Origin of the sequence: Bittarella massiliensis (ex Durand et al. 2017) (genome assembly GCF_009876955.1) — a bacterium.
In the GTDB taxonomy this organism is placed as follows: Bacteria; Bacillota; Clostridia; order Oscillospirales; family Ruminococcaceae; genus Bittarella; species Bittarella massiliensis.
This window is the reverse complement of sequence record NZ_WWVY01000015.1, coordinates 60,823-73,386: the sequence shown is the minus strand read 5'-3', so window position 1 is coordinate 73,386 and position 12,564 is coordinate 60,823. Positions and strand designations below refer to the sequence as shown.

General features: G+C 63.8%; 12 protein-coding genes and 1 rRNA gene. 10 read left to right on the top strand and 3 right to left on the bottom strand.

Annotated features, from left to right (window positions below; translation table 11 throughout):
- Positions 1 to 46: 46 nt before the first annotated feature.
- Both GT748_RS13380 and malQ read right to left on the bottom strand, forming a co-directional pair.
- Entirely contained in the window at positions 47 to 1,768 is a 1,722-nt protein-coding gene (locus tag GT748_RS13380) for a phospho-sugar mutase (protein WP_044991855.1), read from the bottom strand.
- Positions 1,769 to 1,817: 49 nt separating this feature from the next.
- A complete protein-coding gene (malQ, locus tag GT748_RS13375) occupies positions 1,818 to 3,314 on the bottom strand; it encodes a 4-alpha-glucanotransferase (protein ID WP_021658207.1) in 1,497 nt (498 codons plus the stop codon).
- Positions 3,315 to 3,601: 287 nt separating this feature from the next.
- Between malQ and rrf the strand changes: the two genes are divergently transcribed.
- From rrf to GT748_RS13350, 5 genes are all read left to right on the top strand, one after another.
- Positions 3,602 to 3,718 (top strand): 5S ribosomal RNA (gene rrf, locus GT748_RS13370).
- An 824-nt stretch (positions 3,719 to 4,542) separates the two neighbouring features.
- Entirely contained in the window at positions 4,543 to 5,064 is a 522-nt protein-coding gene (locus tag GT748_RS13365; protein ID WP_021658209.1) for an RNA polymerase sigma factor, read from the top strand.
- The gene (locus GT748_RS13360; protein ID WP_021658210.1) at positions 5,051 to 5,503 is read left to right on the top strand and encodes a zf-HC2 domain-containing protein; all 453 of its coding nucleotides are present in this window, start codon (positions 5,051 to 5,053) and stop codon (positions 5,501 to 5,503) included. Before GT748_RS13365 ends, GT748_RS13360 begins: the two co-directional genes overlap by 14 nt.
- Positions 5,490 to 6,056 carry a hypothetical protein gene (locus GT748_RS13355; protein WP_021658211.1) on the top strand — a complete coding sequence of 189 codons (567 nt, stop codon included), beginning with the start codon at positions 5,490 to 5,492 and terminating at the stop codon, positions 6,054 to 6,056. The genes GT748_RS13360 and GT748_RS13355 overlap by 14 nt, the downstream gene beginning before the upstream one ends.
- Positions 6,043 to 6,939 carry a hypothetical protein gene (locus GT748_RS13350; RefSeq protein WP_021658212.1) on the top strand — a complete coding sequence of 299 codons (897 nt, stop codon included), beginning with the start codon at positions 6,043 to 6,045 and terminating at the stop codon, positions 6,937 to 6,939. Before GT748_RS13355 ends, GT748_RS13350 begins: the two co-directional genes overlap by 14 nt.
- A gap of 53 nt (positions 6,940 to 6,992) precedes the next feature.
- On the opposite strand, the gene GT748_RS13345 is transcribed toward GT748_RS13350, so the two are convergent.
- Entirely contained in the window at positions 6,993 to 8,207 is a 1,215-nt protein-coding gene (locus GT748_RS13345) for a patatin-like phospholipase family protein (protein ID WP_021658213.1), read from the bottom strand.
- A 321-nt stretch (positions 8,208 to 8,528) separates the two neighbouring features.
- Here GT748_RS13345 and GT748_RS13340 point away from each other — a divergent pair, with 321 nt between their 5' ends.
- From GT748_RS13340 to GT748_RS13320, 5 genes are all read left to right on the top strand, one after another.
- A complete protein-coding gene (locus tag GT748_RS13340; RefSeq protein ID WP_044991850.1) occupies positions 8,529 to 9,422 on the top strand; it encodes an MBL fold metallo-hydrolase in 894 nt (297 codons plus the stop codon).
- 70 nt (positions 9,423 to 9,492) lie between these two features.
- Positions 9,493 to 10,293, top strand: a complete 801-nt coding sequence (locus GT748_RS13335; protein WP_021658216.1) for a transporter substrate-binding domain-containing protein — start codon at positions 9,493 to 9,495, stop codon at positions 10,291 to 10,293.
- A gap of 145 nt (positions 10,294 to 10,438) precedes the next feature.
- Positions 10,439 to 11,110, top strand: a complete 672-nt coding sequence (locus tag GT748_RS13330) for an amino acid ABC transporter permease (RefSeq protein WP_021658217.1) — start codon at positions 10,439 to 10,441, stop codon at positions 11,108 to 11,110.
- Entirely contained in the window at positions 11,103 to 11,837 is a 735-nt protein-coding gene (locus GT748_RS13325; RefSeq protein ID WP_021658218.1) for an amino acid ABC transporter ATP-binding protein, read from the top strand. Before GT748_RS13330 ends, GT748_RS13325 begins: the two co-directional genes overlap by 8 nt.
- Before the next feature lie 172 nt (positions 11,838 to 12,009).
- A complete protein-coding gene (locus tag GT748_RS13320; protein ID WP_081692913.1) occupies positions 12,010 to 12,420 on the top strand; it encodes a CD225/dispanin family protein in 411 nt (136 codons plus the stop codon).
- Positions 12,421 to 12,564 lie beyond the last annotated feature (144 nt).

Genomic DNA, 12,564 nt, shown 5'->3' with positions numbered 1-12,564 from the left:
CCAAAAAGCCGCGCGCCCTCCCCAAAAGGCGAAAAATGGGAAATGGTTATTTGGTCAGCTCATCCATCAGGGCACTGACGGCCGTGACCAGCTTGTCAAACTTTTCGTCCGCCTCGGCCTGGGTCTTGCCGCTGGCCGAGAGGTAGGCCTTCAGCTTGGGCTCGGTGCCGGAGGGGCGGAGGATGAAGCTGCCCCCGTCGATCTGGTAGCTGAGCACATCCGACTTGGGCAGGGTGATGGCGCTCTCCTCACCGGTGGCGCAGTTTACCTGTTTTTGCAGCAGGTAATCGGCGTAGGCGGTGATGGGGTAACCGGCGATCTCCTTGGGGGCGTTGGCCCGCACGGTCTTGACCGCCCCCTGGATCTTGGCGATCCCCTCTTTGCCGGCCAGGGTCTTGGAGAGGACCTTCTCGTCGAAATAGCCGTACTTCTCGTAGAGGGCGCAGAGGGCGTCGTAGAGGTTCATCCCCTTCTCGGCGTAGTAGCAGGCCATCTCGGTGGTGAGGGTGGCGGCGATGCAGGCGTCCTTGTCCCGCACGAAGGTGCCGCTGAGATAGCCGAAGCTCTCCTCAAAGCCAAAGAGGAAGGTCCCCTTGCCGGTGCGCTCGCTGAGCTTGATCTGCTCGGCGATGAACTTGAAGCCGGTGAGCACCCGGCGCAGCTCCACCCCGTAGTGGGCGGCGATGACGTCGGCCATCTCGGTGGAGACGATGGACTTGACCACGAACTCGTCGCCCTTGCGGTCGCCGGTTTTCTGGGAGAGGATGTAGTCCAGCAGCAGCACCCCGATCTGGTTGCCGGTGAGCACCTGGAAGGAGCCGTCCTTCTGCCGCACGGCCACCCCCAGCCGGTCACAGTCGGGGTCGGTGGCCAGCAGCATGTCGGCCCCCACCTGGTTGGCCAGTTCGGTGGCCAGCACAAAGGCGGCGGGGTCCTCGGGGTTGGGGGCGCTCACGGTGGGGAATTTGGGGTCGGGCAGCTCCTGCTCCTTCACCACGTAGAGGTGCTGAAAGCCCAGCCGCCCCAGCACGGTGCGGACCGGGATGTTGCCGGTGCCGTGCAGCGGGGTGTAGACGATGTTGAGGGAGTCCTTCTGGGCGTCGATGGCCGAGCGGTTGATGCAGACCGAGAGCACGTCCTGGTAGTACTGCTCGTCGATCTCCTTGCCGATGAAGTGCAGCAGCCCCGCCTCCTCGGCGGCCTTCTGCTCCATGGGGGCGACCGAGAAGATGTCGGTGATCTTTTCGATGTAGCCGGTGACGGTGGCCGCATCCTCCACGGCCAGCTGGCCGCCGTCCTCCCCGTAGACCTTGTAGCCGTTGTACTGGGGCGGGTTGTGGCTGGCGGTGATGACCACCCCGGCGATGCAGCCCAGCTTCAGCACCGCGTAGGAGAGCTGGGGAACCGAGTGCAGGCACTCGTAGAGGTAGACCTTGACGCCGTTTTGGCAGAGGACCAGGGCGGTCTCCAGGGCGAAGCGGTCGCTGTACAGCCGGGAGTCGTAGGCGATGGCCACCCCCCGGTCGGCCCCGCCGATCTCGTTGATGTAGTCGGCCAGCCCCTTGGTGGCCTGGCGGACGGTGAAGATGTTCATCCGGTTGGTGCCCAGGCCGATGGTGCCCCGCATGCCGGCGGTGCCAAACTCCAGCGGCTTGTAGAAGCTGTCCTCGCAGAGGGCGTCGTCGGCGCCGATCTGGGTCAGCTCCCCCTCGTATTCGGTGCCCTTCAGGGCGGCGCTCCAGGCCGCATAGGTGTCCTTGTAGCTCATGGTCATTTCCTTCCTTTCCCGTTTGGTCTCAAAAGAGAGGTGTATTCCCTCAGCGGCCGGCGGGCAACCGCCCATACGCCGCTGTCTTTTGACGAAGTGACTCTGCCAGTTCGGGCCCCAGGGCCCCGGGGATCAGCCGCCAGCACCAGTTGCCGCCGGTGGTGGAGGGGGTGTTCATCCGCGCCTCGCTCCCCAGCTCCAGCAGGTCTTGCACCTGAAAGATGCAGAGATCGCAGACGCTGGCGAGGGCGGCCCGCAGAAAGGGGGCGCTGCATCCCTCTTCCGGCAGAAAACCCAGGTAGTCGGCGGCGTATTGGCGGGTGTGTTCCCCCGCCTTTTCAAACCAGCCGGCCAGGGTGTCGTTGTCGTGGGTGCCGATGTAGACCACGCTGTTTGCCCGGTGGTTGTGGGGGAGATAGGCGTTGTCGCTCCCCCCGTCAAAGGCGAACTGCAGCACCTTCATCCCCGGGAAACCGGCTGCCTCCAGCAGCTCGTGGACATCGGGGGTCAGGTAGCCCAGGTCCTCGGCAATCAGGGGCAGGCCGTCGCCCAGCGCCTTTTTCAGGGCCTGAAAGAAGGGAAGGCCCGGCCCGGTCTCCCAGTGGCCGCCCTGGGCGGTCTCGTCCCCAAAGGGGATGGCCCAGAAGCTGGAGAAGCCCCGGAAGTGGTCGATGCGCACCAGGTCGCAGCACTGCAGCTGCAGCCCCAGCCGCTGGACCCACCAGCGGTAGCCCGAGCGCTTCATCCGCTCCCAGTCGTAGAGGGGATTGCCCCAGAGCTGGCCGGTGGGGGAGAAGTAGTCGGGCGGGCAGCCGGCCACAAAGCGGGGCTGCCGCTCCTCGTCGAGCCAGAAGAGCTGGGGATTGGCCCAGACGTCGGCCGAGTCCATGGACACGTAGAGGGGGATGTCGCCGATGATGCCCACCCCCCGGGCGGCGGCGTACTCCTTGAGGGCGGCCCACTGCTTGAAAAAGAGGTATTGCAGGTATTTGTGGTAGGCGATGTCGTCCTTTAAAAGGGTGCGGTAGCGGCGCAGGGCGGCGGGTTCCCGCAGGCGGATGTCCTCCTCCCACTCCCGCCAGGGGCGGCCGCCGAAGTGGCCCTTGAGGGCCATGAAGAGGGCATAGTCCCCCAGCCAGTGGATGTGTTTGCGGCAAAAGGCGAGAAAGCCCGACTGGTCGGTCTGCTTTTTGGCCCGCTGGTAGGCGGCGCGCAGCACCCCCTCCCGGTGCTGGTAGATGCGGCCGTAATCCACCTGCTGGGGGTCGTCTCCCCAGTCGGGGGCCGCCGCCTCTTCTGGGCGGAGGAGACCCTCCTCCGCCAGGGTGTCCAGGTCGATGAAGTAGGGGTTGCCGGCAAAGGCCGAAAAGGGCTGGTAGGGGGAGTCCCCGTAGCTGGTGGGGCCGATGGGCAGTACCTGCCACCACCGCTGCCCGCTGTGGTGCAGAAAGTCGATCCAATCCCGGGCCGCCTGCCCCAGGGTGCCGATGCCGTGGGGCGAGGGAAGGCTGGTGACAGGGCACAAAACGCCGCTGCTTCGTTCCATGAATACGCTCCTCAAAAGGCGCCGCCAATTGCAAAAAGAGCAGAGAAAACCCCGCTCATATAGGAATATGCCAAAAAAATTGGAATATATTTGTACGTGTTACACGAAAACACAAAAGGCGAGAACCGTTAATTTGTTTATTTTATTCTACGGCTTTTTTCCCTGCAAGTCAATATCTGGGAGGCATTTTCGGGGGCGCTGGAGGCGGGGGAAAGGAGCGGTCAAAAAAGGGGAGAGACGGTTGACAAGGCGGGGGAGATGTGGTATAGTAAACACCGTCAAAGACAGTCGGTGTTGATGGCGCGTAGGACCCACCCGTTCCCATCCCGAACACGGAAGTTAAGCTACGCAGCGCTGAAGATACTTGGCGGGAAGCTGCCTGGGAAAATAGGGCGATGCCGACACAAAAGCGGCCTGTGAAAGCAGGCCGCTTTTTTCTTTGTGCATTTCCCCAGCTGCATATCGCCCGCCGCGCCCCCCCACTGGGCGTCTCCACCCCGGCAGTGAAAGGAAAGGCTTTTGCTGTGGGGTTGAAGCAACCGGCGGCAGCGGGGAAGTGCCGGGATGGTGCCAGTCGCCCTCATCTGTGCCGCCGGGGTCATCCGGCGGGGAGGATATGGTTTTTAGGGGGAGGGGAGTGGGCCAGCCGCCAAAAAAGGGCAGGCGGGGATGCCGGCCGTTTGCTGAGGTTGAGGGAAAAGGGGCCTGTTAGCCAACCCCAGTTGGACTGTCGCCCCTTCTGCCTGGCCATTTCCCCACGCGGTCGGGGCCTCGCCCGCTCCACTTGGGCCCCGCTTTTCTTGGTTGGGGCTCGACCCTCCCGACGGCCCCTTGTCTTTTCCAGATAAAACTTGCGCCCCTCCGTTGGGGGGACGTTTTCCCGGTTGGAGGCCGCCTCTCCCGATGGGACCCCACCATTTTCGGTTCAGGCCCTATCCCCCGGCTGGACGCCCGCCCTTTCGAGTTGGACTTTGGATTCCCGAGCGGAGCGCCGCCCTTTTCGAGGGCCCCCAATCCGGGGACCTCGAAAAGGGGGAGGAGTTTTTGGAAGGCTGGGGCGGCCCCCCCACCGTCCGCTGTGGGCGCAACGGGGCGCTGCCGCCGGGTAGAAGCCCCCTTTTTTAAAGGTTTGCGCACAAAAAATAAAAAAACTTTGCAAAAGTTGAAGACAGGAGCGGCCCTCGATCGTTTTATAGACAGAGCCGCCTGAAAGGAGGGAATGCCAGGGATGCGGGAGAGCGAATTTGAAGAGCTGATGAAGCAGTACCAAAACCTGGTATTCACCGTCTGCTACCAGCTGGTGGAGGACTACCAGGAAGCGCAGAACCTGACCCAGGAGACCTTTTTGGCGGCCTATCGCTTTGTCGACAACTGCGAGGGCAAACACATCCGCCCCTGGCTCTGCCGGGTGGCGGCCAACAAGGCCAAGGACTTTTTAAAGAGCAGCTACCGCCGCCGCACCCAGCTCGACGGCGAGGGGGCGCTGGCCGCAGGGATGGCCGACCCCTCCCCGCCGCCGGAACAGCAGTACATACAGCGGGAGTCGCGGGAGCGGGTGGCCGCCGCCATCGAGGGGCTGAAAGAGCCCTACCGCAGTGTGCTGGCCCTCTCCCTATTAGAGGAGAGGACCGCCACCGAGATCGCCGTCACCCTGGGCCGCCCCCTGAAAACGGTGCAGACCCAGCTGGCCAGAGGGCGGGAACGACTGAAAAAACAACTGGAAGGGGAGAGGGAAGATGACGCTGTTTGACCGAGATGGACACCTGACCGGCCAGGCCCTTGCGGCCTTGCAGGCCGGCGGCCTGCCCGAGGAGAGCCGCCTCGAAGTGGCCGAGCACCTGGCCAGCTGTGACCGCTGTGTGGCCGCCTACAGCGCGCTGCTCTCCCCCGCAGGGCTGCTGACCCCGCGGGAGCCGGTCGCCCCCCGGGTGATGGAGACCCTGCGCCGGCGGGAGCGCCGCCTCCAACTGCGCCAGTGGAGCACCATGGCGGTGGCCGCCTGCCTGGCCATTGTCTTTTGGGTGTCGGGGGTCTTTACCGGCAGCTTCTGGTCCCGCACCGAGGGGGAGGAGGACACCCCCTCCCTGGCGCGGCAGACCGCGGCCTTTGTGGATCAGGTGAGCCAGAAGACCGGCGACCTGATGAACCGATTTGATTTGAGAGAGGTATTTCAAAATGAGAAAGAGTAAATTTTTGACCTTCTTCTGGTCCCTCCTCCCCGGCGCGGGGCAGATGTATCTGGGGCTGATGCGCCGCGGCGTCTCGCTGATGGCCCTCTTCTTTGGGGCCATCGCCGTCTCGGGGTGGCTGAACATCGGGCTCTTCCTCTTCGCCATCCCGGTGATTTGGTTCTACGCCTTCTTCGACTCCATGAATCTGGGCAGCCTCCCCTACGACGCCCTGCAGTACCGCCGCGCCTGCGACGATTTCCTTTGGAAACCCAGCGACATGGAGGGGCTGAAAAAGCGGTTGGGCGGCAAGACCCAGATCTGGGCCGGCCTGGGCTGTATCGCCCTGGGGCTGTACGTGCTGCTGGACAATCTGCTGATGCCCTACCTGCGGCGGGCCCTGGCTCACTCGGGCCTGTTCTGGGACATTGTCAACAGCCTGCCCACCCTGGTGGTGGCGCTGGCGGTCATCGCCTTGGGGTTCTACCTGGTGATCGGCCGGAACAAGCGGGAGAAGGAGATCCCCTTTGTCCCCTATCAAGGAGAGGAGGAGAGCGAGCATGACGGAGAGTAACACCCCCCGGGACGAGCGCAGAGAGGAGCCCTTTGCCGCGGGCGCTCCCCGGCAGGAGGGGGCCGGCGATCCCCAGTCGGGCCCTGTGCCCGGCGGCCAGACCCCGCCCCCCAATGGCGGCCCCTGGCAGGGCCCCGGATACGGCGCGCCTGTGGGGCAGGTACCGGTCTATCCGGTCCCGCCCCGCGACAAGCGGCGCCGGGTGGGCACCTTCAGCCTGGGGCTGGCCCTCATCTACGCCGGCGCCCTGGCCATCCTCAACCTGGTGATCCCCAACTTCCAGCTCCTGAGCGCCCTGCGCTGGGCCCCGCTGCTGCTGGTGGTCCTGGGGCTGGAAATCATCGCCTCCCACGTGATTTTGCGGGGAGAGCGGTTCAAGTACGACTTTCTCAGCGGCTTTCTCTGCCTCATGCTGACATTGGCGGGGGTGGGGGCGGCGGCCGCCACCCCCCTGCTGGACTATTACACCCCCCAGCGAGCGATGGCCGAGCGGCGGGTGGAGCGCCAGCTGGAAGAGCAGCTGTACGAGCAGCTGAAGGGCGACGCGCAGATCGCCGGGATGAGCGTCTGGGTGGACATCCGCGACCCCCAGGTGGGGGAGGAGTTCTCCACCGGCGATCTGGGCGACCTGGACAGCGTGCACCTGGATTTGAGATTGCAGGGCGAGTTTGCCGACAAGCTGGCCTTTGCCACCGCCGTGCGGGGGATACTGGACCAACTGGATGCGCTGGGGGTGCGGATGGACCGGATCTCCTTTACCGCCGAGGGAAATCGGGTCGCTTACAGCTTACAGGTACAGGATCAGTTTCAGCTGCACATGCGCACCGACTTGCTGGAAAAACAGGTCGTCGTCCACGGCGGTTCTGTCGACGAAGTCGACTAGTGCCCATTTATAGAGAAAAGCCCTCTGCCGACCGGCAGAGGGCTTTTTGGCGCTTATCTTTTCTGGTCCGCCCGGTCGAGAACGTAGAGAAAGGCGGCGGCAATGGCCTCCTTGGGGATCACCGTCCCCAGCTTGGCGATGTCCAGGGGATTGCGCAGCTCCCCTGCCATCCGCAGCGCCGCCTCCTGGGAGAGGGAGCGCTTTTTTCGCCTGGCCCAGACCGCCCGCCGCCCCCGCAGGGAGCGCAGAAAGCCGGCAGCCGTGTAGGTGGGGGTGTGGGGGACGGAGAAGAGCTCCCCCGCCACCTCGGCGCAGCGCAGGGCCATGTCCTCGTAGCTGCGCAGCCGGTAGCTGTAGGGGCGAAAGAGGGTCCGCACCGTGCGCTGCAGGCCGATGCGGGTCAGGGGGGAGAGACCGCCCAGCAGCGCCTCCAACTCGGCCCGGGTGATGCGCAGCAGGGGGAGGAGGGCATCCCCTTCCCCCCGGGCAAAGGTGTAGGCAAACCCGTCGCGCAGCCCCAGGGCCTTCCGCCCGTCCTGGGCCCCCACCGCCAGGTTGTGGCGGGCCTGCCGAGGGGAGAAGTCGAGCACCGGCCCCAGGTCCCAGTAGCAGTCGATGACCCGGGCGCGCTTGAGACTGCCCGGCCGCTTGACGCCGGGGGCGTGCAGGTCCACGGCCCAGATCTCGTCGGCCCCGCAGCGGCCGGCCAGCTCCACCGGCAGGTTGTCGTAGTAGCCCCCGTCCATGTAGAGTTTGCCGTCGATCTCCCAGCGCTGCAGGGCGGGGAAGAGGGAGCTGGACGCCATCAGATAGTCGATGAGCCTGCCCTCGGGGATGTCGCGGCAGAGCAGGGTACAGGGCTTGAGGGTGGGGTACTCCACCGTCACCAGCCCCAGCTCGGTGGGGGAGCGGCGCACCCGCCCCTCGTCGATGCAGTCCTCGAGCAGGGCCTTGAGGGGAGAGGTGTCGACGCCGCCGTTTTGCAGGTATTGGCTGACAAATCCCACCGCAGTGGTCACCGCCTCGCCGGGGGGGAGGGCGCTCAGGGACGCCGCGTCCAACTGCAGCACCGTCTCGGTGGTGATCTGCCGCCAGAGGGACTCCGCCCGGTCCAGGTCGCCCTGGGCGATGAGGGCGGCGTTGAGCGCCCCCACCGAGGTGCCGGTCACCACCCCGAAGGAGAGCCCCCCCTCCTCGGCCAGGGCCCGGTAGACCCCGATCTCATAGGCCCCCCTGGCCCCGCCGCCGGACAGCACCAGTCCCCGCATGCCGTCGCCTCCCTTTCCTCTGCCCGCCCCCGCGCTTGGCGGAGCGGGTCGTTTGGCTTTATTATACCACAAGTCTGCCCCGCCCGGCCCTCCTTTTTGCAGGGGCCAAAATATACAGAGAATGCATTAAAAATGAATAATATGCCGTATAAATTTATATTTTTGCCGTTTCGCACAAAACAAAAGATATTTTATTGCGAATGATAGGCGGGAAAAGAGGGGAAAAGGGGTAGACAAACGGGTAATGCTTGCGTATAATTATACATGCACTCCCCCGAACAAAGGGGACAGCACCCCAAAACACACAAGGAGGAATTTCTCATGCCCGAAAAGATTGCCGACGCCGTTCAGCCAGATGCCTGGTACGAGGCGCTGCCCAGACCCCAGTACGCGACCCTGGAAGCAGTCGAGCAGCCCGACCCCTGGTTCTCGGTCTACAGATTGCCCTGCGACGTCTACGCCATCTACGAGCCGGGCCACTTCCAGGAGGTCATCTCCTACCTGGTCCTGGGCGGCGAGAAAGCCCTCCTCATCGATACCGGCATGGGGATGGGCAACATCAAAAAGGTGGTGGACTTTCTCACCGACAAGCCGCTGGTGGTGGTCAACACCCACAGCCATTTCGACCACATCGGCTGCAACTGGATGTTTGAGAAGGTGCACATCTACAACCACCCCGGCGCCATCAGACGGATGAAAGAGGGGCTCACCCACCAGGAGGTGGAGGACAACCTGAAACCCGGCTCCAACTGGATCCCCTACCCCGACGACTTTGTCCCCGAGGAGTACGCCATCAAGCCCTGCAACTACCAGCCCATCGAGAACGGGCACCAGTTTGACCTGGGCGGCCGGGTGCTCACCGCCTTCAACACCCCCGGGCACTCGCCCGACAGCATCATGCTCGCCGACGACGCAAACAAGCTGCTCTTCACCGGCGACACCTTCTACCCCGCCACCCTCTACGCCCACCTGGACTCCCACGACGGGCTCAAATCGGTCATCGACACCTATAAAAAGACCATGGAAGAGGTGGCCGCCAAGTACGGCGACTACACCCTTATCTGCTCCCACAACGAGCCCATGAGAGAGGGCAAGACCCTCGGCCAGGTGGCCGACGCCTTTGCCGCCATCGAGGCCGGCGACCTGCCCTACCAGGAGGATGAAAACCACCTGAAAAAGTACACCTTTGACGGCTTCTGCATCGTCACCCTGTAAGCCGCAAACCCATTTTGATAAAGAGCCGGGGAGAGAAAAGCCCGGCGGACATTGAGAGGAGAAACAAAAGATGAACGCAATCAAGAAGATCCTGGCGACCACCCTGGCGCTGAGCATCGGCGCCCTGTCCTTAGTCGGCTGTGGCGGCAAAAAGACCGAGGCCACCGGCAAGGCCTACGACAAAGAGGTCATGACCCCCGGCAAACTGGTGGTGGGCATCTCCGCCGACTACCCGCCCTACGAGTCCCTGGGGACCGACGGCAAGGTCGAGGGCTTTGACGTGGACATGGCAAACGAGCTGGCCAAGTACATGGGCAAAGACGGCAAGGCCATCGAGGTGGAGTTCAAGAACATGGACTTCCACAGCATCATCACCGCCCTGCAGGCCGGGCAGATCGACGTGGGCATCTCCGCCTTCACCTACGACCCCGAGCGCGACTGCCTCTTCAGCGACACCTACCTGATCAGCGAGCAGCTGGTGGTGGTCAGCAAGGAGTCCGGCTACAAGAACCTGGATGACCTGACCGGCAAGAAGATCGGCGCCGGCACCGAGACCACCGGCGCCAAGGCCGCCGAGGAGAACATCAAAGACGCCAAGATCTCCAGCCCCGGCGACTACACCGTCATGTTTGAGGCCCTGAAGACCGGCGCTCTGGACGCGGTGGTCTGCGACGGCCAGGTGGCAAAGAACTACGTCGCCGCCAACAGCAGCCTGGAGATCCTCGGCGACCCCCTGGTGAAAGAGGAAAACCAGATCATCGTCAAAAACGGCAACAACGAACTGCTCAAAGAGATCAACAGCGCCATCGCCCAGTTCCTGGCTTCCGATGCGCCCCAGCAGCTCAAAGACAAGTGGGGGATCGAGGGCTAAGCGCCCCGCCCTGCGAGAAGTAATCGTTTTCAGCGGGCGGGCCCCGTGTCCCCCGGCGAACAGAGGAGGCAGGCCCCCGGGCCTGTCCTCTCGCCGTCTCGGGGTGTCCACCGCCGACTAATTTGAGTAAAGGATTGTTCTGATTATGGAAAAAATCTTTGCGGCAGACAATCTGCTGTTTATGGCCCGCTCCGCCGGCTGGTCCATCATCATCGCCGTCTGCGCCCTGCTGGCCGGCACGGTGCTGGGCATTCTGGCGGCGGCGGCCCGCATCTCCAAGAGCAAGATCCTGCGGGCCATCTCCACGGTCTATGTGGAATTCATCCGCGGCACCCCCATGCTGGTGCAGATCCTCTTCTGGTTCCTGGGCTTCCCCGTTGTCTGCAAGGCGATCACCGGCTCGGCTGTGAACATCGACCCCTACGCCATCGGCATCATCGCCATGGGCATCAACAGCGGCGCCTACTCCTGTGAGCTCATCCGCTCGGCCATCATGGCCGTCGACCGGGGCCAGTGGGAGGCCGCCCAGTCCCTGGGGCTGAGCTACACCGGGATGATGCGCCACATCATCCTCCCCCAGGCCTTTAAGCGGATCGTGCCGCCCCTGGTCAGCGAGTTTGTCACCCTCATCAAAGACTCCTCCCTGATCTCCACCATCGGCGCGGTGGAGTTGACCCAGAGTGCCAAGGTGCTGGGCGCCCGGTACTACAACTTCATCCCCCCCCTGGCGCTGGCCTGCGTGGTCTACCTGACCCTGACCCTGACCATCTCCCACTTTGGCAAGAAGATTGAAAGGAAGTTGGCTGAAAGTGATTAAACTCGAACACATCAACAAGAGCTTCGGCTCTCTGCACGCGGTGAAAGACGCCAACCTGAATGTGGAGAAGGGGGAGATCATCTGCCTGATCGGCCCTTCGGGCTCCGGCAAATCGACCCTGCTGCGGTGCATCAACGGGCTGGAAGTGCCCGAGAGCGGCACCGTCACCATCGACGGCCAGGTGCTCAACACCAGCGACAAAAAAAGCGCCAAAGAGCTGCAGAAACAGCGCGCCAAGATGGGCTTTGTCTTTCAGCACTTCAACCTCTTCCCCCACATGACCGTCCTCAAAAACCTCACCCTGGCCCCGGTGCAGGTGCTGGGCCGCACCCAGGAGGAGGCCGAGGCCAAAGGGCGGGAACTGCTGGAGCGCGTCGGGCTGGCCGACAAAGCCGACAGCTACCCCAACTCCCTCTCCGGCGGGCAGAAGCAGCGGGTGGCCATCGCCCGCAGCCTGGCCATGGAGCCGCAGATCATGCTCTTTGACGAGCCCACCTCCGCCCTCGACCCCGAGATGGTGGGCGAGGTGCTGGACGTCATGAAGGAGCTGGCCACATCGGGGATGACCATGATGGTGGTCACCCACGAGATGGGCTTTGCCAGAGAGGTGGCCACCCGGGTCATCTTCCTGGACGAGGGGCAGATCCTCGAAGAGGCGACCCCGGAAGAGATTTTCAAGGCGCCCAAGCACCCCCGCACCAAGGAGTTTTTGAGCAAGGTCCTCTGAGAAGGGAAGGAGGGCCGCCGAGACAGGCCGTCCCGGCGGCCCTCTTTTGCAATCGTAAGAAATTTGTGCGCATTTTAGCGCCCTTTTGCCGGTTGCGCCCCGACCGGCTTTGCGGTATCCTGAAGGGGTAAAAGGGGGCGTTTGACCCCCTGTGAAACAGGAGGGATCTGCGATGAAGACTTGCCCCCACTGCGGCACCCGCTGGGAGGACGACTGCTGTTTTTGCCAGCGGTGCGGCGCTCCCCTGCCGCCGCCTCCGCCGCCCTATGGCGCCGCCCCGGTACCGCCTCCGCGGCCGGTCTACCCCGGCGCGCCGTCGAGCAGCACCTATCTGGTGTTCTCCATCCTCGCCACCCTGCTGGGCTGCTTTTTCTGTTTTCCCTTCGGCCTCATCGGCATCGGGGGGATCGTCTACGCCTCCCAGATCGAGGGCGCTTTGGGGCGAGGGGACCTGGCGGGGGCCCACACGGCAGCCAACCGGTCGCTGATCTTCACCGTCCTCGCCGCCGCCTCGCCGCTGATCGCGCTCCTCTTCGGTCTTTTGGCGGGCTTTGGCAGCATCTTTGGCTGGCTGTTCTGGTAGCGATACCTGCGCACCCGGCAGGCGGGCCGCTCCTCTTTTTGAGGGGGCGGCCCGCTTTTTTGTCCCCCGAGAGGTGCCCTGGCAATTGCGCCAAACTTTTGGCGTCAACTATGGGGAAAACACGACTGGCAACCGGTTGCAGGG

Excerpts from the sequence above, each read along its gene's own strand:
- GT748_RS13380 (WP_044991855.1), bottom strand. The coding sequence starts at position 1,768 with ATGAGCTACAAGGACACCTATGCGGCCTGGAGCGCCGCCCTGAAGGGC.
- malQ (WP_021658207.1), bottom strand. The coding sequence starts at position 3,314 with ATGGAACGAAGCAGCGGCGTTTTGTGCCCTGTCACCAGCCTTCCCTCG.
- GT748_RS13365 (WP_021658209.1), top strand. The coding sequence starts at position 4,543 with ATGCGGGAGAGCGAATTTGAAGAGCTGATGAAGCAGTACCAAAACCTG.
- GT748_RS13360 (WP_021658210.1), top strand. The coding sequence starts at position 5,051 with ATGACGCTGTTTGACCGAGATGGACACCTGACCGGCCAGGCCCTTGCG.
- GT748_RS13355 (WP_021658211.1), top strand. The coding sequence starts at position 5,490 with ATGAGAAAGAGTAAATTTTTGACCTTCTTCTGGTCCCTCCTCCCCGGC.
- GT748_RS13350 (WP_021658212.1), top strand. The coding sequence starts at position 6,043 with ATGACGGAGAGTAACACCCCCCGGGACGAGCGCAGAGAGGAGCCCTTT.
- GT748_RS13345 (WP_021658213.1), bottom strand. The coding sequence starts at position 8,207 with ATGCGGGGACTGGTGCTGTCCGGCGGCGGGGCCAGGGGGGCCTATGAG.
- GT748_RS13340 (WP_044991850.1), top strand. The coding sequence starts at position 8,529 with ATGCCCGAAAAGATTGCCGACGCCGTTCAGCCAGATGCCTGGTACGAG.
- GT748_RS13335 (WP_021658216.1), top strand. The coding sequence starts at position 9,493 with ATGAACGCAATCAAGAAGATCCTGGCGACCACCCTGGCGCTGAGCATC.
- GT748_RS13330 (WP_021658217.1), top strand. The coding sequence starts at position 10,439 with ATGGAAAAAATCTTTGCGGCAGACAATCTGCTGTTTATGGCCCGCTCC.
- GT748_RS13320 (WP_081692913.1), top strand. The coding sequence starts at position 12,010 with ATGAAGACTTGCCCCCACTGCGGCACCCGCTGGGAGGACGACTGCTGT.